The organism is Kitasatospora sp. NPDC034533 (assembly GCF_055575155.1).
Genome location: NZ_JBVITE010000007.1, coordinates 181,831 through 206,865, shown reverse-complemented (window position 1 = coordinate 206,865; position 25,035 = coordinate 181,831). Strand labels below are relative to the sequence as shown.

The window sequence follows — 25,035 nt, the reverse complement described above, 5'->3', positions numbered from 1 at the left end:
CGGCCGTCCGGGCCGAGAACGGGGGCCGTGGTGGGGGCAAGGAACCCGAACGGGTGAGCCGGGAGGGCGCCGCGCCGCGGGCCCCGGTGGGGGAGCGCCCGGCCAGTGCCCGCCCCGCCGGCGCAGCGGCCGGGGCGCCGCGGCACCGCCCGCTCCTGGTCACGGCGGGTGAGGGGCGCCGTCACTCCGGTCGCGCCGCCGCCGTCGAGCGTGAAGGCTGGATCGCGGGCCCCGTTCGGGCGCCCCACACCGGACCCGAGGAGAGATCGATGAGGCCGTCGGCATCGCCCCCTCGCCACGCGGTGGTCACCGGTGGAGCCGGATTCGTCGGCTCCCACCTCTGTTCCGCGCTGCTCGCCGAGGGCTGCGCCGTCACCTGCGTGGACGACTTCTGCACCGGTTCACCGGCCAACCTGGCACACCTCGACCGCCACCCCGCCTTCACCTGCGTGGAGGCGGACGTCGGAGAGTCGCTGGAGATCGATCGGCCCACCGACCTGGTGTTCCACCTCGCCTCGCCCGCCTCCCCCGCGGACTACCTGCGTCTTCCGGTGCACACCCTGGAGGCCGGCAGCCTGGGCACCCGCAACGCCCTCGCGCTGGCGCAGCGCCACGGAGCGAGGTTCCTGCTCGCCTCCACGTCGGAGGTCTACGGCGACCCGTTGCAGCACCCGCAGAGCGAGGGCTACTGGGGCAACGTCAACCCGGTCGGGCCGCGCAGCGTCTACGACGAGGCGAAGCGATTCGCCGAGGCGCTGACCACCGCCGAGGCGGGCGCGCACCAGGCGAACACCGCGATCGTGCGGCTGTTCAACACCTACGGCCCCCGGATGCGCTCCCACGACGGGCGCGCGGTGCCCACGTTCATCCGCCAGGCGCTGGCGGGCGAGCCCCTGACGGTCACCGGTGACGGCACCCAGACCCGCTCGCTCACCTATGTCAGCGACACCGTGGCCGGGATCCTGGCGATGGCCCACTCGGACCTGGCGGGCCCGGTCAACATCGGCAACGACACCGAGTTCACCATGCTCGAACTGGCCCGGCTGGTCATCGAACTGACCGGCTCCTCGTCGGAGATCGAGTTCGTCGCACGGCCGACGGACGATCCGGCGGTGCGGCGGCCCGACCTCACCCTGGCGCGCGGAAAGCTCCGCTGGGAGCCGCGGATCGCCGCCCGGGAGGGCCTGCGACGGACCATCGCCTGGTTCCGCGAGCACCCCGACGCCTGACCCAGCGGCACCCCGACGCCTGACCCGACGGGACACCGACGCCTGACCCAACGGCATCCCGACGCCCGTCCCACCGCGGTCACCCCGCCGCGGCCCGGCCGGCGACGGCATGTTCTTGATCGAAAGGCCAGAACACCATGCGCGTCCTCGGTATCAACGCCCTGTTCCACGACCCCGCCGCCGCCCTGGTCATCGACGGGCGCACCGTCGCGGCCGCCGAGGAGGAGCGGTTCAGCCGCCGGAAGCACGGGAAGCGACCGCTGCCCTTCTCCGCCTGGGAGCTGCCCGAGCAGGCCGCCCGGTGGTGCCTGGAGCAGGCGGGTCTGCGCCCGCAGGACCTGGACCTGGTGGGCTACTCCTTCGATCCGGCGCTGAGCGAACCGGCCGAACGGCTCGGCCTCGACGACCCGTGGGACTGGCTGCGGATCCAGTACGCGCGGGAGGCGCCCGCGTTCCTCGCCGAAGCCCTGCCCGGCCTGGACCCGGCGAAGGTGCGCTTCGTCCCCCACCACCTGGCGCACGCGGCGTCCGCGGCCTTCGCGGTCGACGACGGCACCGGCCCGTCCTCCGTCCTGGTGCTGGACGGCCGCGGTGAAGCGGCCTCCCACCTGTCGGCCCGCCGGGTCGGCGGGCGGCTCGAACCGCTGACCGCCCAGCGGTTGCCGCACTCGCTCGGCCTGGTCTACGAGGAGTTGACGCAGCACCTGGGCTTCCTGCGCTCCTCGGACGAGTACAAGGTGATGGCGATGGCCTCCTACGGCGCGCCGACCCGACTCGCCGAGCTGCGCCGGTACGTCTTCCCGACCGGGGACGGCGGCTTCCACGCCACCGGGGTCCCCTGGTCCGAGCTGGCGCCCGCTCTGCTGCCCGGGCAGGAGTGGAGCAGGGAGCACGCCGACCTGGCGTGCTCCACCCAGCGGGTCCTGGAGGAGGTGCTGCTGGACCTGGTCCGTTGGCTGCACGGCCGGACCCACGACTCCCTGCTCTCGATGGCCGGCGGCGTCGCGCTGAACTGCGTGGCGAACTCCCGGATCGCCGCCGAGGGCCCGTTCGACCGGGTCTGGGTGCAGCCCGCCGCCGGGGACGCGGGCACCGCGCTGGGCGCGGCCCTCTTCCTGGCCGCCGGGCAGGGCGAGCCGGTGGCTCCGATGCCGGGGGCCGACCTCGGGCGGGGCTGGTCCGACTCGGAGATCGAGGAGTGGCTGCGCCGGGCCAAGGTGCCCTACCGGCGCTCCGCGGACATCGCGGCGGAGGTGGCGCGGACGTTGGCCGAGGACGGGATCGTCGCCTGGTTCCAGGGGCGTTCGGAGTTCGGCCCGCGTGCGCTCGGTCACCGCTCGCTGCTGGCGCACCCGGGCCGGGCGGCCAACCTGGAGCGGCTGAACGACGTCAAGGGGCGCGAGCAGTTCCGGCCCGTGGCACCGATGGTGCTCGCCGAGCGGGCGGCCAAGATCTTCGACGGGCCGCTCCCCAGCCCGTACATGCTCTTCGTCCACGAGGTGGCCACCGACTGGCGCGACCGCATCCCCGCCGTCGTGCACGTGGACGGTACGGCGCGGATCCAGACCGTCGACCCCGCCGACGACCCGCTGACCGCCCGGATGCTGGAGGAGTTCGAGCTGCTGACCGGGCTGCCCGTGGTGGTCAACACCAGCCTCAACACGGCGGGGCGCCCCATGGTCGACGACGTGCGCGACGCGCTGGAGTGCTTCGGCTCCTCACCGGTCGACCTGCTCGCGCTGGGCCCCTTCGCCGTGCGGCGCGGCTCGGTGTTCGCCGCCGACGACATCACCGCCGACACCGCCGACGACATCACCGATGACACCACCGGGGAGGCCGGCCGATGAGCGCGCTCCGCTACGCGGTGGTCGTCCCCACCCTCGGCCGACCGAGCCTGACGGCCTGTCTGGCCGCCCTGGCCGGCAGCGCCGGGCCACCGCCGGAACACGTCGTCCTGGTCGACGACCGGCCCCTGAGCGACTGCGCTCCGCTCCCGCTCGACGTACCCGCCGCCCTGGCCGACCGGATCAGCGTCGTCCCCGGCTGCGGCAACGGGCCGGCCGCGGCGCGGAACGCGGGCTGGCGGGCCGTCACCGAACCCTGGGTGGCGTTCCTGGACGACGACACCGTGCCCGGCCCCACCTGGGCGGCGGACCTGGAGCGCGACCTCGCGGCGGTGTCCCCGCGCACGGCCGGGGTGCAGGGCCGGATCGACGTGCCGCTGCCGCCCGGACGCAGGCCGACCGACTGGGAGCGGGCCACCGCCGGGCTCGCCACCGCTCGCTGGATCACCGCCGACATGGCCTACCGCCGCGCGGCACTGGCCGAGGTCGGCGGGTTCGACGAGCGGTTCCGGCGCGCCTTCCGGGAGGACGCCGACCTGGCGCTGCGGCTGCTGGACGCCGGCTGGCACCTGACCAGGGGAGAGCGGACCACCACCCACCCCGTGCGACCCGCCGACGCGTGGGTGTCGCTGCGTCAGCAGGCCGGCAACGCCGACGACGTCCTGATGAACCGGCTCCACGGGCGCGACTGGTGGAGCCGGGCCGGGGCACCGCGCGGGAGGCTGCCCGGCCATCTCGCCACGACCGCCGCCGCCGTGGGCGCGCTGGTCGCCGCGGGGGCCGGACGGTGGCGCGGGGCGGCGGCGCTGGCGGGCTGCTGGCTCCTGGGGACGGCCGAGTTCGCGGCCGCCAGGATCGGCCCGGGGCCGCGCACGCGTGCCGAGGTCAGGGCCATGCTGCTGACCAGCGCGCTGATTCCGCTCGCCGCCTCCCGCCACTGGGTCGGCGGGCAGCTGCGGTACCGCCGGGTCCCCGCCTGGACCGCCCTGGCGCCCCGGCGTTCCGGGCCCGCCGCCCGGACCACCGACGGCCCGATCGCGACGGAGCTCTCCGGATGAGCGCCCACCACGGTCGCGCCGACACGGCGGACGCCGGGACCAGGCCGGCTCCGTGGCTGTACGGGGCCGCGCCACCGCGTGGACCCGTCCCGTCCGGCCGGTGGCCCGCCGCGGTGCTCTTCGACCGGGACGGCACGCTCGTCGAGGACGTCCCCTACAACGGAGACCCCGCCCTGGTCCGCCCGGTGCCGGGGGCGGAACGGGCGCTGGCCGTCCTGCGGGACCTCGGGATCCCCGTGGGCGTGGTGACCAACCAGTCCGGCGTCGCCCGCGGCCTGCTGGACCGGGCGCGGGTGACGGCGGTGTGCGAACGCGTCGAGGAACTACTGGGCCCCTTCGACGTCTGGGCGGTCTGCCCCCACGGCCCGGACGACGGGTGCGGGTGCCGCAAGCCGGCGCCCGGGCTGGTGCTCGCCGCGTGCGACCTGCTGGGCGTGCCGCCCGAGCGGGCGGTGGTCGTCGGGGACATCGGCGCGGACGTCGAGGCGGCCCGGGCGGCCGGCGCGTGCGGCGTGCTGGTTCCCACCCCGGTGACCCTGGCCGACGAGGTCGCCGCGGCGCGGGACAGGGCGGGCGACCTGCTGGGCGCCGTCCGGCTGCTGACCGGCGGCCTCCGGCGCCCGGGCGAACGCTCCCTGGGCGAACGCCCCTTGGACGAACGGCGCCTCACCGGAAGCCCCTTGGGTGAACGCCCCCTCACCGAACGGCGCCTCACCGAGCACCCCTTGGGCGAACGCCCCCTCGGCGAACGGAGCGGCGGATGAGGAGCCTGGTCGTCCGTCTCGACAGCGCCGGAGACGTCCTGCTCGCCGGTCCGGCCGTCCGCGCGGTCGCCCACGGCTCGCGGGAGGTGGTGCTGCTCTGCGGTCCCCAGGGCGCGCCGGCGGGCCGGCTGCTGCCGGGCGTGGACCGCGTGCTGGTGTGGGCCGCGCCGTGGAGCGGCTTCGACCCGCCCCCGGTCCGCCCCGCCGAGATCCGGGCGCTGGTCGCGGACCTGGCCGTCGCCGGGTTCGACCGGGCCCTCGTGCTGACCTCCTTCCACCAGAGCCCCCTGCCGGCCGCCCTGCTGCTGCGGCTCGCGGGTGTGCCGTGGGTCGCCGCCGACTGCGAGGACTACCCCGGGTCGCTGCTGGATCTGCGCCACCGGCGGGCGCAGGGCCGGCACGAGGCGCAGGCCGCCCTGGACCTGGCCACGGCGGCGGGGTACGCGCTGCCGGAGGGGGACGACGGCCGGCTGGGGGTGCTGCCCCCGCCGGACCAGACCGCGCTGACCGGCCCCGGACCGTACGTCGTCGTCCATCCGGGCGCGGCCGTACCGACCCGCGCGGTGGGGGCGGAGCTGGCGGCGGAGACCGTCACGGCGCTCACCGCGGCCGGCCACCGGGTGGTGGTCACCGGAGGGCCCGACGAGAAGTCGCTCACCGCGGCGGCGGCCGGCCCCTACGGGCTGGACCTCGGCGGCCGGACCGATCTGCCCGCGCTGGCGGGCGTACTGGCCGGCGCGAGCGCCGTCGTGGTCGGCAACACCGGCCCGGCGCACCTCGCGGCCGCGGTGGGCACACCGGTCGCCAGCCTGTTCGCCCCCGTGGTGCCGGCCGACCGCTGGCGGCCCTTCGGCGTCCCCCACGTCCTGCTGGGACGGCAGGACGCCGCCTGCGCCGGCACCCGCGCCAGGGTCTGCCCGGTACCGGGCCACCCCTGCCTGGACTCGCTGACCGGGCGTGAGGTCGCCGAGGCCGTCCACGCCCTGCTCGACCGGCCACCGGGCGCCGCCGCGCAGGCCGGCGCCCCCGCCGCGCCGAGCGACCAGCCCGCCCCCGGGAAGGAGATCCCGTGAACATCCTGCTCTGGCACGTCCACGGATCGTGGACCACCGCGTTCGTCCAGGGACCGCACCGCTACCTGGTCCCGGTGACGCCCGACCGCGGCCCGGACGGACTGGGACGGGCCCGGACCTTCGACTGGCCGGCCTCCGTCGAGGAGGTCCCGCCGGAGCGACTGCGCTCCACCCCCGTGGACCTGGTGGTGCTCCAGCGCCCCCACGAGGCGGAACTGGCGGCCCGATGGCTGGGACGGCAGCCGGGGCGCGACGTGCCGGCGGTCTATCTCGAACACAACTGCCCGCACGGCCGAGTGCCGGACACCAGGCACCCGATGGCCGACCGGAGCGACCTGACGATCGTCCACGTGACGGACTTCAACCGGCTCTTCTGGGACTGCGGCCGGACCCGCACCGAGGTGATCGAACACGGCGTCGTGGACCCCGGTCACCGCTACACCGGCGAGGTGCCCGCCGCCGCGGTGGTGGTGAACGAGCCGCTGCGCCGCGGCCGGACCACCGGCACCGACCTCCTGCCGCTCTTCGCCGCGCAGGGACCGCTGGACGTGTTCGGGATGGGCACCGGCGACCTCGCCCGGCACCTCGGGCTGCCGGCCGGCCGCTGCCGCACCGCCGAGCTGCCCCAGTCGCGGCTGCACGAGGAGATGGCCAGGCGCCGCCTCTACCTCCACCCCGTCCGCTGGACCTCGCTGGGACTGTCGCTGCTGGAGGCCATGTACCTGGGCATGCCGGTCGTGGCACTGGCCACCACCGAGGTGACCCGGGCGGTGCCACCCGGCAGCGGGGTGGTGTCGACCAGGCCCGAAGTCCTCGCCGAAGCCTTCCGCCACTACCTCGCGGAGCCCGGGGCGGCGGCGGCCGACGGGGCCCGGGCGCGGCAGGCGGCGCTGGAACGCTACGGCCTGAAGCGGTTCCTGGACGACTGGGACCGCCTGATCGAGGAGGTCACCGGCTGATGCGCACCCTCACGATCTCCCTGGTGTCGGAGCACGCCAGCCCCCTGGCGACCCTGGGCGGCGTCGACGCGGGCGGCCAGAACGTCCACGTCGCGGCGCTGGCCCGGGCCCTGGCCGAGCGCGGCCACACCGTGACGGTCCACACCCGGCGCGACAGCGCCACGCTCCCCGAGCACGTCCCGCTCTGCCCCGGCGTCACCGTGCACCACGTCACCGCGGGCGCCCCCGAACCGCTGCCCAAGGACGCGCTGCTGCCCCACATGGGCGCGTTCGGCGACCAACTCGCCCGGTACTGGGCACGCCACCGGCCCGACGTGGTGCACTCGCACTTCTGGATGTCCGGGATGGCGGCGCTGCGCGGCGCCCGGCGCCACGGCGTCCCCGTGCTCCAGACGTACCACGCGCTGGGCACCGTGAAGCGGCGTTACCAAGCGGACGCCGACACCAGCCCGCCGACCCGGATAGCCATCGAGACGGCACTCGGCCGGTCGGTCGCGACGGTGATCGCCACCTGCCGCGACGAGGTGGCCGAACTCCGGGCGATGGGAGTGCCGGAGGACCGGATCGAGGTGGTGCCCTGCGGGGTGGACCCGCGGCGCTTCAGCCCCCACGGCCCCCGCGCTCCACGGACGGGCCGCCCCCGGCTGCTGGTGGTCGGCCGACTGGTGGCCCGCAAGGGCGTGCACCTCGCGGTGGACGCGCTGCCGCGGCTGCCGGGCGTCGAGCTGCTGGTCGCGGGCGGCCCGCCGGTGGACCGGCTGGACGAGGAGCCGGAGGCCAGGCGCCTGCGGGCACGCGCCGCGGAGCTCGGGGTCGCCGACCGGCTGGTGCTGCTCGGCGGGGTCAGCGGGTCGCGGATGCCCGCCCTGCTGCGCAGCGCCGACCTGGTGCTGTGCCCGGCCCGCTACGAGCCGTTCGGCATCGTGCCGCTGGAGGCGATGGCCTGCGGCGTGCCGGTGGTCGCCACCGCCGTAGGGGGCCACTTCGACACCGTGGTCCACCACCGCACCGGTCTGCTGATCCGCCCCGACTCGACCGACGCGCTCACCGCGGCCGTCGTCACGATGCTGGCGGACCCGGCCGCGCGCGCGGCCTACGGCGCGGCCGGCCGCCGGCGGGTCGAGCACCGCTTCGCCTGGACGAGCGTGGCCGAGAGCACCGAACAGGTGTACCGGGAGGTCCTGGCCCAGCCGGTCTCCGCCATCCGGCGCGGTCGGCGCGCCGACGCGGCGCGGACGCCCGCGCGTACGACGACGGGAGCTTCCTGATGGCCGGCGACTTCTACGACTCCACGCACGACCGCGACCAGGCCGTCGCCCACTGCCGCGCCTTGGAGTCCGCCGTGGCCCGGTTGCGCGGTGATCAGCTGCCGCTGGTCACCGGGTGGGGGGAGGCGCTGGCCGGCCTGTTGCCGGCCGGAGGGCGGCTGCTCGCCGCGGGCAACGGCGGAAGCGCGGCGCAGGCCCAGCACCTGACGGCCGAACTGGTCGGCCGCTACGCGACCGAGCGCCCCGCCTTCTCCGCCATCGCCCTGCACGCGGAGACCTCCAGCCTGACGGCCATCGGCAACGACTACGGGTTCGACGAGGTCTTCGCCCGGCAGGTGGCGGCGCACGGCCGCCCCGGCGACGTCCTGGTGCTGCTCTCCACCTCGGGCCGCAGCCCCAACCTGCTCAGGGCCGCCGAGCTGGCGCGGGCCGGCGGGCTCGGGGTGTGGGCGATGACCGGACCTGCGCCCAATCCGCTCGCCGAGCACGCGGACGAGACCCTGGCCGTGGCCGCGCCGCAGGCACCCACCGTCCAGGAGGTGCACCTGCTCGCCGTGCACGTGCTCTGCGAGGCCTTCGACGCCGCGCTCGCCCGCCGTGCGACGGACCGCGCCGGCGCCGCGCGCCCCGCCCCACAGGCGGAGCGCCGTCCCGGGCCGGTGAGGCGGCCGTGAGCCGGCCGCTCGTCGTGGTCGGCGACGCCCTGCTCGACCGGGACCTGGAGGGTGAGGCCACCCGGCTCGCGCCGGACGCCCCGGTGCCGGTGGTGGACGTGACGGGGGAGCTGACCCGCCCCGGCGGCGCCGCGCTGGCCGCCTGCCTGGCCGCGCGGGGCGGCCGCGAGGTGGTGCTGGTCACCGCACTCGGCCAGGGCGAGGCGGCGGCCGAACTGCGTCGGCGCCTGGCGGGCCGGGTGCGGCTGGCCGAACTCCCGCTCGACGGCGACCTCCCGGTGAAGACCAGGGTCCGCGCGGCCGGACGCCCGCTGCTCCGGTTCGACCGGGGCGGCGGTGTCCCCGGCGCCCCCGGGGAGGCCGCGAGAGTCGCGTTGGGCGCCGCCGGGGCGGTGCTGGTCGCCGACTACGGCCGGGGTACGGCGGACGCGCTGCGACCGCTCCTGACGGTGGCCGCCCGGCGCGTGCCGGTGGTCTGGGACCCGCACCCCCGCGGCGGGCCGCCGGTGCCCGCCGTACGGCTCGCCACCCCCAACGCGGCCGAGGCCCGCGCCCTGACCACCGCGCTGGACGAACGGGCTCCGACCGGCGACACCCTGGCGGACCACAGCAGGCGCGCCGCGATCCTGACCCGGCGCTGGCAGGCCGCCGCCGTGGCCGTCACGCTGGGCCCGCACGGTGCGCTGCTCAGCCGCGGCGCGGACAGCCCCATCCTGCTCCCCGCCCCGCACGAGGCGGCCGGGGACCCGTGCGGAGCCGGCGACTGCTTCGCCGCCGCGGCCCTCGCGGCGCTGGCGGACGGCGCCATCGCCGAAGAGGCGGTGCAGCGAGGGGTGGCGGCGGCCACGGACTTCGTGGCCGCCGGCGGCGCGGGCTCCGCCCGGCTCTGGCAGGACCAGGCCGCCCCGGCCGCGCGACCGCCGGCCGATCCCGCCCGGCTGGCCGAGGCGGTGCGCGCCCGGGGCGGCACGGTGGTGGCCACCGGCGGCTGCTTCGACCTGCTGCACGCCGGCCACGTCAGCCTGCTGGAGTCCGCCCGGCGGCTGGGCGACTGCCTGGTCGTCTGCCTGAACTCCGACCGCTCGGTGCGGCGCCTCAAGGGGCCGGGCCGGCCGATCAACCCCGTCGAGGACCGCGCGACCGTGCTCGCCGGGCTGGGCTGCGTCGACGCGGTCGCGGTCTTCGACGAGGACACCCCGCACGCCGTGCTGCGGCGGCTGCGCCCGCACCTGTGGATCAAGGGCGGTGACTACACCACCGAGTCGCTGCCCGAGGCGACGGTCCTGAGGGAATGGGACGGGCACGCCATGGTCCTGCCCTACCTGGACGGGCGGTCGACCACCTCGCTCGCCCGGCGCGCCGCCGCGACGGCGACCGGAGGCGCCCGATGAACGGGCGACCGGACCCGCCGATGAGCGGACGACCGGACCCGCCGATGAGCGCACGGCCGGACCCGCCCACCGTGCTGGTGCTGCGGGCGCTGGGCCTCGGCGACCTGCTCACCGGCGTTCCCGCGCTGCGGGCCCTGCGCCGGCACTGGCCGGAGCACCGGCTGGTGCTCGCCGCCCCGCGCTCCCTGGCCGCCGCCGCCGCGGCGACCGGCTGCGTCGACCGGCTGCTGGCCACGACGGCCGAGCGGCGCGCGGTGCCCGCCCACCTGCCGTGGCACGCCGCGCCCCCGGACGTCGCCGTCGACCTGCACGGCAACGGGCCACCCAGCCACCGGCTGCTGCGCACCCTCCGCCCCGGCCGTCTGCTCGGCTACGCCCGTGCCGGCACCCCGCCCCTGGCGGGCCCGGTCTGGCGGGCCCACGAGCACGAGCGCGACCGGTGGTGCCGTCTCCTGCGCTGGTACGGCATCGAAGCCGACCCCGACGACCTGCGGATCCACCCGCCCGAGCACCCCTCGCCCGCGCCGGGCGCGGTCCTCCTGCACCCGGGCGCCGACGCGGGGGCCCGCCGGTGGCCGGCCGAACGGTTCGCGGCCCTGGCCCGAGCGCTCCGCGTCCAGGGGCGACGCGTCGTGGTCACCGCGGGAGCCGGTGAGGGCCCGCTGGCCGAGCGGGTGGCCGGGGCCGCCGGGCTCCCGCCGGGCTCCGTCCTCGGCGGCACGGCGGACCTGCCGTTCCCGGAGCTGGCGGCGCTGGTGGCGCGGGCCGCCGCCGTGGTGTCCGGCGACACCGGGCTCGCCCACCTCGCCGTGGCCCTCGGCACGCCGTCGGTGACGCTGTTCGGCCCGGTCTCTCCCGCGCTCTGGGGGCCACCGGCCGACGACCGGCACGTGGCGCTGTGGCACGGCGATCCCGGGGCCGGACCGCGCCCCGGCGACGCGCACGGCACCGAGCCGGACGCCCGGCTGCTGCGGATCGGCGTGCCGGAGGTCGTCGAGGCGCTGCGCCCGCTGACCGCCCCGGACGCCCCCCGGCGGGAGGAGGCCGGTCGATGCCGCTGAACCGGCCCGCGTGCCCGGTCGGGGTCGTCGTCATCACCCGCAACCGGCGCGCCCACCTGCTGCGCACCCTGGAGCGGCTGGCCGCGCTGCCGGAACGGCCGGCGGTGGTCGTGCTCGACAACGGGTCCAGGGACGGCACGGTCGAGGCCGTCCGGCAGCACCACCCCCAGGTCATCCTGGGCGCGCTGCGCCGCAACCTCGGCGCCGTCGCCCGGAACCTGGGCGTGGCCGCGCTCGACACGCCGTACATCGCCTTCTGCGACGACGACTCCTGGTGGCACCCCGGGTCCCTGGCCACCGCCGCCGACCTGTTCGACCGGCACCCCCGGCTGGGGCTGCTCGCGGCGGCGACCGAGGTCGGCGCGAGCCGGCGCCGCGACCCGATCGACGCGCAGCTCGCCACATCGCCGCTCGGCACCGCCCCCGACCTGCCGGGGCCGTCCGTCCTCGGCTTCCTCGCCTGCGCGAGCGTGGTGCGGCGCAGCGCCTTCCTGGAGGTGGGCGGGTTCCACCGGCTGCTGCACTTCGCCGGCGAGGAGACGCTGCTGGCCCTGGACCTGGCCGCGGCCGGCTGGGGCGTCGCCCACTGCGAGCAGGTGGTGGCGCACCACGAGCCGGCCGGGGACCCCCGACCGGGCCGGGTCGCCCGGCTGCACCGCAACGAGCTGCTGACCTGCTGGCTGCGCCGGCCCTGGCGGCAGGTGGCCAGGCAGACCGGCGGGCTGATCCGCTCGGCCGGCAGCGACCGGCAGGCCGCCCGGGCCCTGCTCTCCGCCCTGCCCCGGCTGCCGGCGGCCGTGTCCCAGCGCCGACGGCTCCCGGCCTCGGTGGAGGCGGCGCTCGACTCCCTGGAACGGTCGGGGACGGGAGCATGAGGGACGGAGACGGCGGTGACGACCGGATCGGCGTCGCCGTGATCACCCACAACCGTCGCGCGGAGGTCCTCCACTCGCTCGGCAGGATGGCCGAACTGCCCGAGCGGCCGCGGATCGTCGTGGTGGACAACGGCTCGGCGGACGGCACGGCCGACGCCGTCCGGCGGCACTTCCCGCAGGTGCGACTGCTGTGCCCGGGCCGCAACCTCGGGGCCTGCGGGCGGAACCTGGCGGCGCGCGAGCTGGACTGCCGGTACCTCGCCTTCTGCGACGACGACACCTGGTGGGAGGCGGGCGACCTGAGCCGTGCGGCGGACCTGCTCGACGCCCATCCCTCGGTGGCCACGGTCACCGCCCGGATCCTCGTCGACGAGGCGGCGGGCCCGCCGGCCGAGGACCCCATCGTGGCCGAGCTGCGCGACTCACCCGTTCCGGGGCCGCCCGGACTGCCGGGGCCGGCGCTCGGCTCCTTCCTGGCCGGGGCGACCGTCGTCCGGCTGTCCGCCTTCCGGGCGGCCGGAGGCTTCTCCACCCGGCTCTGGCTCGGCGGCGAGGAGGAACTGCTCGCCGCCGACCTGGCCGCCGCCGGCTGGTGGCTGGTGTTCGCCGAGGAGCTGACCGTGCACCACCGGCCGTCCGTGATCCGCGACCCCACACTGCGCCGACGTCACGGCATCCGCAACACCCTGTGGTTCAGCTGGCTGCGGCGCCCGCTCGGCCGCGCGCTGCTGCGCACGGCGCGCCTGGCCCGCACCGTCCCCAGGGACTCCGTGTCGGCGCGGGCCTTCGCCGAAGCCGCCGCCGGCCTGCCCTGGGTGCTGCGCGAGCGGCGGCCGGTGCCCGCGCGGGTCGAACGCGGGCTGCGGCTGCTGGAACGGCCCCAGCGGGACTCGCGGGCCCGGCGCTACGTGGGCTGAACGACCAGCGCGGTGGGGCGGACGCCCCGCCCGCGGCGCAGCGCGGCGGCGCCGAGCGGCAGCGCGATCAGCAGACCGCCCACCAGGAGCGCGGTGCGGGCCCCCGACAGCTGGATGAACAGGCCGAAGGCGGGCGGGCCCGCCAGCGTCCAGACGGTGCTGAGGCTGCGCCAGGCGCCCAGGACCCGGCCGCGCAGGTGGGCGGGCGGGTCGGTCTGGAGGATGGTCAGCACCGCCGTGTCGCCCAGCGACTCCAGCAGGGCCATCGGCGCCACCAGGACGGCCAGCAGCAGCACGGTCGGTGAGCAGGCCGCCACCGCCTGGAGGACCGCCCCCGCCGCGACCAGCAGCGCCACCAGGCGGACGGAGGGACTGCGCAGCCGCCCCGCCAGCACCGCGCCCACCGTCCCGCCGACCGCCAGCACGGTGGACACGGTGCCGTACGCTCCGGCGCCCCCGTGCAGCGGGCCGGTCACCAGCGCGGCGAGCGTCAGCCCGTAGTTGCGGCCCAGTACGCAGCTCAGCGCACTGATGCCGGCCAGCGCCAGCAGTCGGCGGCGGGAGCAGAAGAAGCGGATGCCGTCCCAGGCGGTGAACTTCTCCGCCGGGGCGTGCGTCGCCGCCGCGCCGACCTGCTCCGGGCCCTGGTCCTGCTGCCCGGCGAGGGGGCGCAGGAACGGGATCACGGCGGTGACCAGCAGGAAGGAGAACCCGTTGGCGACGTAGGCACTGGCGGTGCCGAACTGGGAGACCGCCACGCCCGTCACCGCCACCCCGGCGAGGCGGCCGACGCTGGAGACCACGGAGCCCACGGCGATCGCCGACGGGACGTCCTCGCGGGGCACGAGATCGTTGCCGAGCAGCGCGCAGGCCGGGCCCTCGACGGTGGCGATCAGGCCGGTGAGCACGGCGATCAGCAGCAGGACGGGGACGGTGAGCAGGCCGAGGGCCACCAGCGCCGCCGTGGTGAAGGCCAGCACGGCGAGCGCGCCCTGGCCCGCGGCGGCGGTGACCTTGCGCGGCCACCGGTCCACCGCCGCGCCGCCGGCCAGGCCGAGGAAGAGTCCCGGGGCGGCCTGGAGGGCCACGGACAGGCCGGTGAGCGCGGCGGAGCCGGTGAGGTGCAGCACCAGCAGGTTCTGGACGGTCAGCTGCATCCAGGTGCCGATGTTGGAGACCAGGTTCACGCCGGACCACCACCGCATGTGCCGGTGGCGCAGCGAGCGCCAGACGGCGCGGTCGGCCTTCGCGGCCGGGGCCGGGTCACGGCGTCGGGTGGGGACGGCGGGGAACGGGAGGCGCCGGCGCTCGGGCGCGGCGAGGGGCGAGGCGTTGGGCACGGCGGTGGGGCGTTCTGGTTCGGCAGGCGGGGGGCGGGGCCGTCGTCGTCGCCCCCGGGTCGGCCACGGGCCGTACGGGGGCGGGGAACGAACGAGAGGGGGAGGGGAGTGGTACCCGTCCACCGACCGGGCGAAGATCGCCTCAGGGCCGGCTCTGGCCGGGCCGAACAATCCTCGCAGGCGGCTCGGCACCGGTCCCTGGCAAGCCGCCCGCCGTCGCCCCTACTCGACCCGAACCCGCCTGCGCCACCGGTGAGTTGGGCCGCCTGTTAGCTTCCTCACCCGCGCCGTCAACCACCCCCCGGCCCCCCTCCGCCCGCGCGCCACCGCAGCGCCACGCCGCACCCACCGCCCTCCTGCCGCGACCGGCGGCCCGGGAACGACGCCGAAGCGGGCAACCCCACCGGCGGACCACCGCCCTCCGTAAACGCCTCCGCAGGCCAGCGCCTCGCTGACCTGCGGAAACGAAGAGAGGTCGAAGGCTCTCCTACAGGTCGTAGTAGAGCTCGAACTCGTGCGGGTGGGGGCGCAGCGCGATCGGGGCGATCTCGTTGGTGCGCTTGAAGTCGATCCAGGTCTCGATCAGGTCCGGGGTGAAGACGTTGCCCGCGAGGAGGTACTCGTGGTCGGCTTCGAGGGCCTCCAGGACGGCCGGGAGGGAGGAGGGCACCTGGGGGACGTTGGCGTGCTCCTCGGGGGCGAGCTCGTAGAGGTCCTTGTCGACCGGCTCCAGGGGCTCGATCTTGTTGCGGATGCCGTCGAGGCCGGCCATCAGCATGGCGGAGAAGGCCAGGTAGGGGTTGGAGGACGGGTCCGGGGCGCGGAACTCGATGCGCTTGGCCTTGGCGTTGGAGCCGGTGATCGGGATGCGGATCGCGGCGGAGCGGTTGCGCTGGGAGTAGACCAGGTTGACCGGGGCCTCGAAGCCGGGGACCAGGCGGTGGTAGGAGTTCACCGAGGGGTTGGTGAAGGCCAGCAGCGAGGGCGCGTGGCGCAGCAGGCCGCCGATGTAGTAGCGGGCGGTGTCGGAGAGGCCGGCGTAGCCCTGCTCGTCGTAGAAGAGCGGGGAGCCCTCGGTCCACAGCGACTGGTGGACGTGCATGCCCGAGCCGTTGTCGCCGAAGATCGGCTTCGGCATGAAGGTGGCGGTCTTGCCGTTGCGCCAGGCGACGTTCTTGATGACGTACTTGAACAGCATCAGGTCGTCGGCGGCGTGCAGCAGGGTGTTGAACTTGTAGTTGATCTCGGCCTGGCCGGCGGTGCCGACCTCGTGGTGCTGGCGCTCGATCTGCAGTCCGGCCCGTTCGAGTTCCAGCGACATCTCGGCGCGCAGGTCGGCGAAGTGGTCCACCGGGGAGACGGGGAAGTAACCGCCCTTGTACTTGACCTTGTAGCCGCGCACGTCGCCCTCGGCGGCGCCGCTGTTCCAGGCACCGGCCTCCGAGTCGATGTGGTAGAAGGACGCGTTGGCGCTGGTCTCGAAGCGGACCGAGTCGAAGACGTAGAACTCGGCCTCGGGGCCGAAGTACGCGGTGTCGGCGATGCCGGAGGAGGCGAGGTACGCTTCGGCCTTCTTGGCCACGTTGCGCGGGTCGCGGCTGTACGCCTCGCCGGTGACCGGGTCCTGGATGAAGAAGTTGATGTTGAGGTGCTTCTCGGCCCGGAAGGGGTCGAGCCGGGCCGTGGCCAGGTCCGGGACCAGCGCCATGTCCGACTCGTGGATGGCCTGGAAGCCGCGGATCGACGAGCCGTCGAACATCAGGGTCTCGGACGGGTCGAAGGTCGCTGCGGGTACGGAGAAGTGCTGCAGGACGCCGGGCAGGTCACAGAAGCGGACATCGATGAACTTCACGTCGTTGTCCTGGATGAACTGCTTCACTTCGGCGGCGTTGTTGAACATCCATCCTCCTCGGCTCGCGAATTTGGCTCACCATAGGAATGGGTCGTTTCCGGTCGGTGACCCGCTCGTTTCCTCGATGTTAACCAGGGGCGCCAGGCGGGGTGGCAAAGGTGTACGGGGCGGTGCAAATCGCACTGCCGAGCTGGGCTCCTTCCCTTGAGTGATCTAGACCACGTGGAAACCTCCGGGACGCGGATTCACCCGGCCGGGGGTGATGCCCGGGCCGGAGGGGAGGCGGTGGCGGCGGAGGCCGTCAGCCCGGTTAGTGTGGATTCGTGGACACCAGAGAAGCGTTGGGATCGTGGATCGACGGCCCCAAGGCCGCCGCCGAGAAGATGGGTACCGACTTCGGCTACCGCGGCGAACGCCTCGGGCTGCCCGAGGAGGGCCCCGGCTCGATCGCCGGCCCCGGCCGGCGGATCGGAGCCCTGTTCGTGGACGGCTGGCTGGTCTCGCTGGTCTCGTACGGGCTGCTCGCCCACGGCGACCAGGGCGAGGCCAACCTGTGGACCAGCCCGCTGTTCTTCCTGGTCGCGGCCCTGCTGCTGTCCACCACCGGCACCACGGTCGGCAAGCGGCTGTTCGGCCTCCGGGTCGTCCGGCTGGACGGCGGCCGCGCGACCATCCCGCAGGTCCTGCTGCGCACCCTGCTGCTGTGCCTGGTGGTGCCGCCGCTGGTCTGGGACCGCGACACCCGCGGGCTGCACGACAAGGCGGTCGGCACCGTCGAGGTGCGGATCTGACCGGGCCGGGAACGGCACGGCACCCGACGACACCGAACGGCCCCGCCGCGGAGCTTCCGCGACGGGGCCGTTCTCGTGTCGAAGGGGGAGGGAGGGCTAGCGGGCCTGGCCGCCCTTGGGCATCCGGGCGCCCTTGGGCATCGGGCCCTTGGGGATCGGCGCCTTGGAGAGCAGGTCGCCCAGCGCGCGCAGGCGGTCGTTGGTCTCGGTGACCTGGGCCGCGGTGATGGCGCGGGGCAGGCGCATCAGGTGGATCTGGAGCTTCTTCAGCGGGATCTCGCCCTCGCCGTTGCCCACCACGATGTCGTGCACCGGCACGTCGCCGACCACGCGGGACATCTTCTTCTTCTCGGAGGCCAGCAGCTGGCGGACCCGGTTCGGGTTGCCCTCGCCGATCAGCGCGATGCCGGCCCGGCCCACGGCGCGGTAGACCGCGTCCTGGTTGCGGGTGACCGCGACCGGGGTGCTGTTGGAGCTCCAGCCGCGCCGGATGTTGTCCAGCACCGCCGCGACGGCGCCCGGCTGCCCCTCCATCTGCCCGAACGCGGCGCGCTCGGCCCGGCGCCCGAAGACGATCGCCATGGCCAGCACGGCCACGATGAAGCCCAGGATGCCGAGGTAGACGGGGTGCTCGATCGCGAAGCCGATGGCGAGGAACACGCCGAAGGTCAGCAGGCCGACGCCGGCGATGATCAGGCCGATCTTGGTGTCGACCTTCTTGGTCATGGTGTACGCCAGGCGGATCTGCTTCAGTCGCCCGGTGTTCTCGGATGTTTCCCTCGCCATAACGGTCATGGTACTTGGCGCGGGTGCGGGATATCCAAGCCCGGGTACCCGTTCGCCCCAACCGTGACGCGGGCGTCCGCACACCGTCGCGCACAGCGACGCCGGGACCGCCGGCCGTCGCCCGGAGCGACGCGGACCGCCTCACCGGCGGAGCGGCCGCGCCCCCGCCGTGCCCGTCCCGGCCCCGGCTCCCGCCACGGCGTCGTCGTGCCTGCGGTCCGCCGCGTACTCGCGGTTCTCGCAGACCGCCGCCCAGGCGTTGCGGCGCGCGTGCCGCTGCCCCGGGGCCGACAGGACGCTCTCGGCGAACCGCAGCGCCACCCCCACCGATCGGATCCGCATCCGCATGCCGAACAGCTCCTCTCCTGGCTGGAATGGCCGAGAAGAATCGAACGCCCATCAGGGTCCAGCGTCCCCACCCCGTGTTACCAGTCCGTGACCAGGCAGTCAAAGCGGGGTGAAAACCGGAAGGGCGGAGCCGTGGCTCCGCCCTTCGAATGGCTCAAACGGATCGAACCGGTCGGGAGACCGTCAGACCGAGGCCTGCTCGCGCCGCTCCAGCGCCTGCCGGTACAGCCGGCCGGCCCGGTACGAGGAGCGCACCAGCGGGCCGGACATGACGCCGGCGAAGCCCAGCTCCTCGGCCTCCTCCTGGAGCTCGACGAACTCCTGCGGCTTCACCCAGCGCTCGACCGGGTGGTGGCGCAGCGAGGGGCGCAGGTACTGGGTGATGGTGATCAGCTCGCAGCCTGCGCCGACCAGGTCGGCCAGCGCCTGGCTGACCTCCTCGCGGGTCTCGCCCATGCCCAGGATCAGGTTGGACTTGGTCACCAGCCCGGCCGCGCGGGCCTGGGTGATGACGTCCAGCGAGCGCTCGTAGCGGAACGCGGGGCGGATCCGCTTGAAGATCCGGGGCACCGTCTCGACGTTGTGGGCGAGCACCTCGGGGCGGGAGGAGAACACCTCGGCGAGCTGCTCGGGGACCGCGTTGAAGTCGGGGATGAGCAGCTCGACGCCGGTGCGGCCGCCCTCGCGGCCGGCGGTCATCGCGTGCACCTGGCGCACGGTCTCGGCGTACAGCCAGGCGCCGCCGTCCTCCAGGTCGTCGCGGGCGACGCCGGTGATGGTGGCGTAGTTGAGGTCCATGGTCACGATGGACTCGGCGACCCGGCGCGGCTCGTCGCGGTCGAACTCGGCGGGCTTGCCGGTGTCGATCTGGCAGAAGTCACAGCGGCGGGTGCACTGGTCACCGCCGATGAGGAAGGTCGCCTCGCGGTCCTCCCAGCACTCGAAGATGTTGGGGCAGCCGGCCTCCTGGCAGACCGTGTGCAGCCCCTCCTTCTTCACCAGCGACTGGAGGGCGTTGTACTCCGGGCCCATCTTCGCGCGGGTCTTGATCCACTCGGGCTTCCGCTCGATGGGGGTCTCGCTGTTGCGGACCTCCAGGCGGAGCAGCTTCCTGCCGTCGGGCGCGACAGCGGACACGTGCGACTCCTAGAACTAGACGGGGTACCCCCAGGGTACGCCTGTGGTTGTACGGCCTTCGCCGGGCCTGCCGCCCTGCAATCGCAGGGCAACATGGCTACCGGCCAGTAGATTCCCCGCGGCCGACGGGACTTTCCGGCGGGACCATCCGCAGGACCTCCCGCGCGGGACGCTCCGGACGGGACTTTCCGCGCGGGGAGCTTCCGACGGCCGCCGAAGGGCCGCCGTCGGTCGTTCGGCGGGGCGGTCAGCGGCTGAGCGCCGGCTCCGGCAGCTCGGCGAAGAGCTCCGCCAGGTGCCGTTCGACCAACGGCGCCGCCTCGGCGACGGACAGCTCGCGCCCCAGCTCGCCGGTGAGCGAGGCGACGCCCGCGTCCCGGATGCCGCAGGGCACGATCTTGTCGAACCAGGTCATGTCCGGGTCGCAGTTGAGCGCGAAGCCGTGCATGGTCACCCCCCGGGCGACCCGCACGCCGATCGCGGCGAGCTTGCGGTCGTCGCCGCGCTGGCCGGCGTTGGAGGGCGCGTACTCGGGGCCGGCCAGCCGCGGGTCGATGCCCAGCGGCAGGCCCATCCGCAGGGTCAGCTTGCCGATGTCCACCACCTGCGCCGGGTCCACCACGGCGTCCGGGAGGGACTGGCCCAGTACCCAGACCCCGCTGCGGCCCTCGACCCGGGTGGTCCCGACGCCGAACTCGTCGGCGGTGCGGATCAGCGCCTCCTCCAGCCGGCGGACGTAGGCGATGACGTCGATCGGGTCGGGCAGCTTGACGATCGGGTAGCCGACCAGCTGGCCGGGGCCGTGCCAGGTGATCTCCCCGCCCCGGTTGACCTCGACCACCGGGGTGCCGTCCAGCGGCAGGTCGGCGGGGTTGGTGCGCTTGCCCATGGTGTACACCGACTGGTGCTCCAGGAGCAGGACGGTGTCCGGGATCTCGTCCGCGACCCGCAGCGCGTGCAGCCGCTGCTGCTCCTCCCAGGCCTCCTGGTAGGGCACGGTCCGCTCGCCTATGCCCATGTGCACGAAACGCACGTTCTCGCTCATGCGCCCACCTCGCCGCGCTCGGCGGACGCTCCGCGAGACGCGCCGCCCCCGATCGTTCGCTCGCTAAGCTCGCTCACCGCTGCCGCTCCTTGCCAGGCGTTCGAGACCAACCTCGCCACTGTACGCCCAGCCCGGACCGCCCCCGCCCGGCCCGTGCCCGCCGGCCGTCCGACCCCGCCGGCCGTCCGACCCCGTCGGCCGTCCGACCGCGCCGGGGCCCGTGCTCCTCAGCCGCCCGGCCCCGCCTCGCCCCCGGCGAGCAGCTGGAGCCGCAGCGCGAGCTGGAGCTCCAGCGACCGCTCCGGGTGGTTCCAGTCCCGCCCGAGCAGGGCCTCGACCCGGTCCAGCCGCTGGACCACGGTGTTCACGTGGACGTGCAGCTCGTCCTTGGCCCGGGTCAGGCTGCCGCCGCAGTCGAAGTAGGCGCGCAGGGTGCGGACCAGCTCGGTGCCGCGCCGGGCGTCGTACGCCAGCAGCGGGCCGAGCGTCGCGCCGACGAAGCCGTCCACGTCGTGGCCGTCGCCGAGCAGCACGCCGAGGAAGCCGAGCGCGCGGGCCGAGGCGCCCTCCCCGGCGCGGCCGAGCACCCGCAGCGCCCGGACGCAGCGCAGGCCCTCGGCGTAGGAGGCGGCCAGCGCGGACGGTCCGGCGGCCGGCCGCCCGGCGCCGACGGTGACCGGGAACCCGGCCAGCCGGGCCAGCCGCTCGGCGGCCTGCCGGGCGGTCGCCTCCGGGCCGTCGGTGCCCTCGGCGCCGCCGGCGTCGACGGGCGTCAGCAGCACCACCGTGTCGGCGTGCTCGGCGCTGACGCCGCGGGAGCCGAACAGGTAGCGCCGGGCCGCGCCCGCCAGCCGTCCCCGGTCGTCGTCCTTCCCGTCGGCCGGCTCCGCGACCAGCACCAGGTGCGGCCGGGCGAGGTCGACGCCGAGCCGGCGGCCGCGCGCGGTGAGCCCGGCGGGGTCGCGCTCGGGCGCGGTCAGCAGGTCGGTGAGCAGCTCGCCGCGGACCCGGTTCTCGGTCTCGGCGACCGAGCGGCGCAGCAGCAGGAGCAGCGCGGTGACCACGCTGGCCCGCTCGAACAGCCGCCGGTCGGCGTCGTCGAGGTCGGGCCGGCCGCGCAGCACCATGGTGCCGAGCGCGTCGTGCCCGGCCAGCACCGCGCACACCCACTGCTCGCCGTGCCGTACGGACCGGCCCTCGGCGCGGGAGGCGGCGACCGCCTCGGCCAGTTCGGCGGCGGGTGCGGAGCGTCCGGCCAGCGGCTCGCCCTCGGCGTCCAGGACCGCTATCTCGCCGCCCAGCAGGACCGCGACGGCGGCGGCGACGTCCGGCACCTCGGCGCCGCGCAGCACCAGGTCGGTGAGCCGGTCGTGGGCCTGCTCGGCGCGCTGGACGGCGGCCGAGTGGGCCCGGACCAGTTCGTTGGCGGCGTTCAGCTCGGCGAGCGCGGCCCGGGTGTCGGCCAGCGACTTGGCGGTGTCCAGGGCGATCGCGGCGTGGGCGGCCAGCGAGCAGAGCAGGGCGACCTCGTCGGGGGAGAAGGCGCGGGGGGTGCGGTCGGCGGCGAACAGGACGCCGATGACCTGACCGCCGATCAGCAGCGGTACCCCGATGATCGCCACCAGGCCCTCGTCCAGCACGCCCGCGTCGATCGTGCCGGTGTGGTGGAACCGTTCGTCGGTGCGGTAGTCGGGGGTGGCGTACGGGCGGGCGGTCTGCGCGACCAGCCCGCCCAGGCCGTCGCCGAGGCTGAGCCGCAGCGTCTGGAACAGCGCGGAGACCGAGCCGTCGGTGACCCTCATGTAGGTGTCGCCCGCGGCCTCGTCCGGCAGGGTCAGGTACGCGATGTCGGTGCCGAGCAGCATCCGGGCCCGGCGGACGATCGCCTGGAGCACGCTGTCCAGGTCCCGGGAGGCCGCGAGGTCCCCGGCGGTGTCGAACAGCGCGGTCAACTCGGCTTCGCGGCGCCGGTGCTGACGCAGGGTGCGGTGGACCCGCAGGGCCTGCCAGGTGGCGTCGTCGATCTCGGCGAGGACGGCGGCCGGCGCGCCGCGGCGGCGGGCGTCGGCCAGCACGTCGGCGAAGTCCTCGGTGGCGGCGCCGGAGGCGAGCAGGTCGAGCAGCCGCCGCAGCGCGGGCGCGGCGCTTTCGTGAGGGTGGTTCATGGTGCGTGCTGCCAATCGGCGTCGGTTCCGTCGGTTCCGAGAAAGCGCGATCGTATCGGCTCGTCCTCAGGCGACGGCCGGCTTGCCGATCGCGGCGGCGTCCGGATCCCCGGCCTCGCTCCCGTCCCCGTCCTCGACGGCCGCGAGGTCCTGACCCCTGGTCTCCCGGCCGCAGAGCACCGCCAGCACGGTGATCGCCGCCGCGATGGCGACGTACACCGCGATGGGGGTGGCGCTGCCGTAGTCCTTGAGCAGCGCGGTGGCGATCAGCGGCGCGGGGGCGCCGGCCGCCACCGAGGAGAACTGGGCCCCGATCGAGGCGCCCGAGTAGCGCATCCGGGTCGCGAACAGCTCGGAGAAGAAGGCGGCCTGGGGCGCGTACATCGCGCTGTGGAAGACCAGGCCGACGGTCACGGCGGCGACCAGCGAGCCGAAGGACCTGGTGTCCACCAGCCCGAAGAAGACGAAGGCCCAGACACCCACCCCGACCGCGCCCACCAGGTACACCGGCCTGCGCCCGACCCGGTCGGACAGCGCGCCGAACAGCGGGATCAGCGCGAACTGGATCGCGGAGGCGATCAGGACGGCGTTCAGCGCGGTCTGCTTGGAGAAGTGCGCGTGGGTCACGGCGTAGGTGAGGACGAAGGTCGTCATCACGTAGTAGGAGATGTTCTCCGCCATCCGCGCGCCCATGGCCACCAGCACCTCCCGCCAGTGGTGGCGCACCACCTCGACCAGCGGCGGCCGTTCGGCGGCCCTCCGCTCCGCCTGCCGCTTCCGCTGCGCGGCCAGCGCCTGTTTGAACAGCGGCGACTCGTCCACCGCGAGCCGGATCCACAGGCCGACCCCGACCAGTACCGCCGACAGCAGGAACGGCACCCGCCAGCCCCAGGCCAGGAAGGCGGCGTCCGACTGCACCGCCGTCATCAGCGACAGCACCCCGGCCGCCAGCAGGTTCCCGGCCGGGGCCCCGCCCTGCGGCCAGGACGCCCAGAACCCGCGCCGCCGCTGGTCCCCGTGCTCCGACACCAGCAGTACGGCGCCGCCCCACTCACCGCCGAGCGCGAAGCCCTGCACCAGCCGCAGCACCGTCAGCAGCACCGGCGCCGCGACGCCGATCGAGTCGTAGGTCGGCAGCAGCCCGATCGCCGTGGTGGCCCCGCCCATCAGCAGCAGGCTCACCACCAGCAGCCGCTTGCGCCCGATCCGGTCCCCGAAGTGGCCGAACACCAGCGCTCCGAGCGGCCGCGCCGCGAAGCCGATCGCGTAGGTCAGGAAGGACAGCAGCGTCCCGGTCAGCGGATCGCTGTGCGGGAAGAACAGTTTCCCGAAGACCAGCGCGGCCGCCGTTCCGTACAAGAAGTAGTCGTACCATTCCACGGTTGTTCCGATGAGGCTCGCGGCCACGATGCGTGGCAGTGAGCCTCCGGTGGTTTTCGGAGCGTCTGTGCCGTTCATGGTCACCACTTCCGGGTGGGGGGACGGTGTCGCCACAAGGTAGGAAGCGCTCGACCCCGGGACTATGTGACTGGCTCATATAGCCCCGGGGTCGAATATGGCTGTCTGCCCTATGGGTGCCCGCTCCGTCCACGGAGGGTTCCCGGCCCGCCGCGCCGTCCGTCAGTGCGCCGTCCAGCCGCCGTCGACGGGGAGGCTGGAGCCGGTGATGTAGGAGGCGGCGGGGGAGCAGAGCCAGACGGCCAGCTGGGCGACCTCCTCGGGTTCGATGAGGCGCTTCACGGCGGTGCGGTCGAGCATGATCCGCTCCACCACCTCCTCCTCGGGGATGCCGTGGGCGAGCGCCTGGGCGGCGATCTGCTTCTCCACCAGCGGGGTCCGGACGTAGCCCGGGTTGACGCAGTTGCTGGTGACGCCGTGCGGCGCGCCCTCCAGGGCGACGGTCTTGCTCAGGCCCTCCAGGGCGTGCTTCGCGGTGACGTAGGCGGACTTGAAGGCGCTGGCGCGCAGGCCGTGGACGGAGGAGACGTTGACGACCCGGCCCCACCCCTGCTCGTACATGTGCGGCAGGGTGCGGCGCAGGATGCGGAACGGCGCCTCGACCATGACCCGCTGGATCAGCGCGAAGCGGTCCGGGGGGAACTCGTGCACGGGCGCGACGTGCTGGAGGCCGGCGTTGTTGACGACGATGTCGGCGTCGTCCGGGAGGGCGTCCACGGCCGCGGGGTCGCCGAGGTCGGCGACGACCGCGCGGCCGCCGATCCGCTCGGCGAGCTCCTCGGCCGGGCCGGCCGCGAGGTCCACGACGTAGACCCGGGCGCCGGCCCCGGCGAGGGCCTCGGCGCAGGCCCGGCCGATGCCGGAGGCGGCCCCGGTGACCATGGCCGTGCGGCCGGCGAGCGGGCGGGCAGTAGAGGTGTCCATGGCCGAGAACGGTAGGAATCCGGCGGCCCCGCTCCCATGTGACGGACCGCCACAGCATCCCTCTGAGCTGTGGTGT

General features: G+C 75.2%; 22 protein-coding genes. 13 read left to right on the top strand and 9 right to left on the bottom strand.

Translation table 11 applies throughout. From position 1 onward, the window contains the following. Positions 1–269 precede the first annotated feature (269 nt). The 12 genes from ACZ55U_RS08210 (at position 270) to ACZ55U_RS08155 (ending at position 13,113) form a co-directional block, all read left to right on the top strand. Positions 270–1,229 (top strand): UDP-glucuronic acid decarboxylase family protein, encoded by a 960-nt coding sequence (locus ACZ55U_RS08210; protein ID WP_465523675.1) that lies wholly within the window; start codon positions 270–272, stop codon positions 1,227–1,229. 137 nt (positions 1,230–1,366) lie between these two features. Continuing rightward, the gene (locus tag ACZ55U_RS08205) at positions 1,367–3,076 is read left to right on the top strand and encodes a carbamoyltransferase family protein (RefSeq protein WP_465523673.1); all 1,710 of its coding nucleotides are present in this window, start codon (positions 1,367–1,369) and stop codon (positions 3,074–3,076) included. Further along, positions 3,073–4,131 (top strand): glycosyltransferase family 2 protein, encoded by a 1,059-nt coding sequence (locus ACZ55U_RS08200; RefSeq protein WP_465523671.1) that lies wholly within the window; start codon positions 3,073–3,075, stop codon positions 4,129–4,131. The genes ACZ55U_RS08205 and ACZ55U_RS08200 overlap by 4 nt, the downstream gene beginning before the upstream one ends. Then, positions 4,128–4,895: a D-glycero-alpha-D-manno-heptose-1,7-bisphosphate 7-phosphatase gene (locus ACZ55U_RS08195; protein WP_465523669.1), complete on the top strand. Its 768-nt coding sequence runs from the start codon at positions 4,128–4,130 to the stop codon at positions 4,893–4,895. Before ACZ55U_RS08200 ends, ACZ55U_RS08195 begins: the two co-directional genes overlap by 4 nt. Next, positions 4,892–5,968, top strand: a complete 1,077-nt coding sequence (locus tag ACZ55U_RS08190; RefSeq protein ID WP_465523667.1) for a glycosyltransferase family 9 protein — start codon at positions 4,892–4,894, stop codon at positions 5,966–5,968. Before ACZ55U_RS08195 ends, ACZ55U_RS08190 begins: the two co-directional genes overlap by 4 nt. After that, positions 5,965–6,927, top strand: coding sequence for a glycosyltransferase (locus tag ACZ55U_RS08185; protein WP_465523665.1), 963 nt, complete (start codon positions 5,965–5,967; stop codon positions 6,925–6,927). The genes ACZ55U_RS08190 and ACZ55U_RS08185 overlap by 4 nt, the downstream gene beginning before the upstream one ends. Next, complete coding sequence (locus tag ACZ55U_RS08180) at positions 6,927–8,195, top strand: glycosyltransferase (RefSeq protein ID WP_465523663.1); 1,269 nt, start codon at positions 6,927–6,929, stop codon at positions 8,193–8,195. The genes ACZ55U_RS08185 and ACZ55U_RS08180 overlap by 1 nt, the downstream gene beginning before the upstream one ends. Then, positions 8,195–8,869: a D-sedoheptulose-7-phosphate isomerase gene (locus tag ACZ55U_RS08175; protein ID WP_465523661.1), complete on the top strand. Its 675-nt coding sequence runs from the start codon at positions 8,195–8,197 to the stop codon at positions 8,867–8,869. Before ACZ55U_RS08180 ends, ACZ55U_RS08175 begins: the two co-directional genes overlap by 1 nt. Further along, positions 8,866–10,260 carry a D-glycero-beta-D-manno-heptose 1-phosphate adenylyltransferase gene (gene rfaE2 / locus ACZ55U_RS08170; RefSeq protein ID WP_465523659.1) on the top strand — a complete coding sequence of 465 codons (1,395 nt, stop codon included), beginning with the start codon at positions 8,866–8,868 and terminating at the stop codon, positions 10,258–10,260. The genes ACZ55U_RS08175 and rfaE2 overlap by 4 nt, the downstream gene beginning before the upstream one ends. 44 nt (positions 10,261–10,304) lie before the next feature. Further along, on the top strand, positions 10,305–11,321 hold the full coding sequence (locus ACZ55U_RS08165; RefSeq protein ID WP_465523657.1) for a glycosyltransferase family 9 protein: 1,017 nt from the start codon (positions 10,305–10,307) through the stop codon (positions 11,319–11,321). Beyond that, complete coding sequence (locus ACZ55U_RS08160; protein WP_465523655.1) at positions 11,312–12,196, top strand: glycosyltransferase family 2 protein; 885 nt, start codon at positions 11,312–11,314, stop codon at positions 12,194–12,196. The genes ACZ55U_RS08165 and ACZ55U_RS08160 overlap by 10 nt, the downstream gene beginning before the upstream one ends. After that, the gene (locus tag ACZ55U_RS08155) at positions 12,193–13,113 is read left to right on the top strand and encodes a glycosyltransferase family 2 protein (RefSeq protein ID WP_465523653.1); all 921 of its coding nucleotides are present in this window, start codon (positions 12,193–12,195) and stop codon (positions 13,111–13,113) included. Before ACZ55U_RS08160 ends, ACZ55U_RS08155 begins: the two co-directional genes overlap by 4 nt. Here ACZ55U_RS08155 and ACZ55U_RS08150 read toward each other — a convergent pair. Together ACZ55U_RS08150 and glnA are read right to left on the bottom strand one after the other, a co-directional pair. Next, a complete protein-coding gene (locus tag ACZ55U_RS08150) occupies positions 13,101–14,318 on the bottom strand; it encodes an MFS transporter (RefSeq protein WP_465523709.1) in 1,218 nt (405 codons plus the stop codon). The genes ACZ55U_RS08155 and ACZ55U_RS08150 overlap by 13 nt on opposite strands. Positions 14,319–14,940: 622 nt before the next feature. Next, a complete protein-coding gene (gene glnA, locus ACZ55U_RS08145; RefSeq protein ID WP_465523651.1) occupies positions 14,941–16,353 on the bottom strand; it encodes a type I glutamate--ammonia ligase in 1,413 nt (470 codons plus the stop codon). A 275-nt stretch (positions 16,354–16,628) separates the two neighbouring features. Between glnA and ACZ55U_RS08140 the strand changes: the two genes are divergently transcribed. Then, positions 16,629–17,096: an RDD family protein gene (locus tag ACZ55U_RS08140; RefSeq protein ID WP_465523649.1), complete on the top strand. Its 468-nt coding sequence runs from the start codon at positions 16,629–16,631 to the stop codon at positions 17,094–17,096. Positions 17,097–17,192: 96 nt separating this feature from the next. On the opposite strand, the gene ACZ55U_RS08135 is transcribed toward ACZ55U_RS08140, so the two are convergent. The 7 genes from ACZ55U_RS08135 to ACZ55U_RS08105 all read right to left on the bottom strand — a co-directional run bounded on the left by ACZ55U_RS08135 (position 17,193) and on the right by ACZ55U_RS08105 (position 24,959). Then, positions 17,193–17,891 (bottom strand): DUF4191 domain-containing protein, encoded by a 699-nt coding sequence (locus ACZ55U_RS08135; RefSeq protein ID WP_465523647.1) that lies wholly within the window; start codon positions 17,889–17,891, stop codon positions 17,193–17,195. 132 nt (positions 17,892–18,023) lie between these two features. After that, positions 18,024–18,230 (bottom strand): SCO2195 family GlnR-regulated protein, encoded by a 207-nt coding sequence (locus ACZ55U_RS08130; RefSeq protein WP_465523645.1) that lies wholly within the window; start codon positions 18,228–18,230, stop codon positions 18,024–18,026. Positions 18,231–18,413: 183 nt separating this feature from the next. Beyond that, a complete protein-coding gene (gene lipA, locus ACZ55U_RS08125) occupies positions 18,414–19,367 on the bottom strand; it encodes a lipoyl synthase (protein WP_465523643.1) in 954 nt (317 codons plus the stop codon). A gap of 247 nt (positions 19,368–19,614) precedes the next feature. After that, positions 19,615–20,412, bottom strand: a complete 798-nt coding sequence (gene lipB, locus ACZ55U_RS08120) for a lipoyl(octanoyl) transferase LipB (RefSeq protein WP_465523641.1) — start codon at positions 20,410–20,412, stop codon at positions 19,615–19,617. A gap of 227 nt (positions 20,413–20,639) precedes the next feature. Next, positions 20,640–22,577 (bottom strand): helix-turn-helix domain-containing protein, encoded by a 1,938-nt coding sequence (locus ACZ55U_RS08115; protein ID WP_465523639.1) that lies wholly within the window; start codon positions 22,575–22,577, stop codon positions 20,640–20,642. A gap of 66 nt (positions 22,578–22,643) precedes the next feature. Next, positions 22,644–24,035 carry an MFS transporter gene (locus ACZ55U_RS08110; protein WP_465523637.1) on the bottom strand — a complete coding sequence of 464 codons (1,392 nt, stop codon included), beginning with the start codon at positions 24,033–24,035 and terminating at the stop codon, positions 22,644–22,646. Between the two features lie 162 nt (positions 24,036–24,197). Beyond that, the gene (locus ACZ55U_RS08105) at positions 24,198–24,959 is read right to left on the bottom strand and encodes a 3-hydroxybutyrate dehydrogenase (RefSeq protein ID WP_465523635.1); all 762 of its coding nucleotides are present in this window, start codon (positions 24,957–24,959) and stop codon (positions 24,198–24,200) included. Positions 24,960–25,035 lie beyond the last annotated feature (76 nt).

Coding starts and splice junctions, on each gene's coding strand:
- ACZ55U_RS08210 (WP_465523675.1), top strand. CDS start 270: ATGAGGCCGTCGGCATCGCCCCCTCGCCACGCGGTGGTCACCGGTGGA.
- ACZ55U_RS08205 (WP_465523673.1), top strand. CDS start 1,367: ATGCGCGTCCTCGGTATCAACGCCCTGTTCCACGACCCCGCCGCCGCC.
- ACZ55U_RS08200 (WP_465523671.1), top strand. CDS start 3,073: ATGAGCGCGCTCCGCTACGCGGTGGTCGTCCCCACCCTCGGCCGACCG.
- ACZ55U_RS08195 (WP_465523669.1), top strand. CDS start 4,128: ATGAGCGCCCACCACGGTCGCGCCGACACGGCGGACGCCGGGACCAGG.
- ACZ55U_RS08190 (WP_465523667.1), top strand. CDS start 4,892: ATGAGGAGCCTGGTCGTCCGTCTCGACAGCGCCGGAGACGTCCTGCTC.
- ACZ55U_RS08180 (WP_465523663.1), top strand. CDS start 6,927: ATGCGCACCCTCACGATCTCCCTGGTGTCGGAGCACGCCAGCCCCCTG.
- ACZ55U_RS08175 (WP_465523661.1), top strand. CDS start 8,195: ATGGCCGGCGACTTCTACGACTCCACGCACGACCGCGACCAGGCCGTC.
- ACZ55U_RS08165 (WP_465523657.1), top strand. CDS start 10,305: ATGAGCGCACGGCCGGACCCGCCCACCGTGCTGGTGCTGCGGGCGCTG.
- ACZ55U_RS08160 (WP_465523655.1), top strand. CDS start 11,312: ATGCCGCTGAACCGGCCCGCGTGCCCGGTCGGGGTCGTCGTCATCACC.
- ACZ55U_RS08155 (WP_465523653.1), top strand. CDS start 12,193: ATGAGGGACGGAGACGGCGGTGACGACCGGATCGGCGTCGCCGTGATC.
- ACZ55U_RS08150 (WP_465523709.1), bottom strand. CDS start 14,318: ATGCGGTGGTGGTCCGGCGTGAACCTGGTCTCCAACATCGGCACCTGG.
- glnA (WP_465523651.1), bottom strand. CDS start 16,353: ATGTTCAACAACGCCGCCGAAGTGAAGCAGTTCATCCAGGACAACGAC.
- ACZ55U_RS08135 (WP_465523647.1), bottom strand. CDS start 17,891: ATGACCGTTATGGCGAGGGAAACATCCGAGAACACCGGGCGACTGAAG.
- ACZ55U_RS08130 (WP_465523645.1), bottom strand. CDS start 18,230: ATGCGGATGCGGATCCGATCGGTGGGGGTGGCGCTGCGGTTCGCCGAG.
- lipB (WP_465523641.1), bottom strand. CDS start 20,412: ATGAGCGAGAACGTGCGTTTCGTGCACATGGGCATAGGCGAGCGGACC.
- ACZ55U_RS08115 (WP_465523639.1), bottom strand. CDS start 22,577: ATGAACCACCCTCACGAAAGCGCCGCGCCCGCGCTGCGGCGGCTGCTC.
- ACZ55U_RS08110 (WP_465523637.1), bottom strand. CDS start 24,035: ATGAACGGCACAGACGCTCCGAAAACCACCGGAGGCTCACTGCCACGC.
- ACZ55U_RS08105 (WP_465523635.1), bottom strand. CDS start 24,959: ATGGACACCTCTACTGCCCGCCCGCTCGCCGGCCGCACGGCCATGGTC.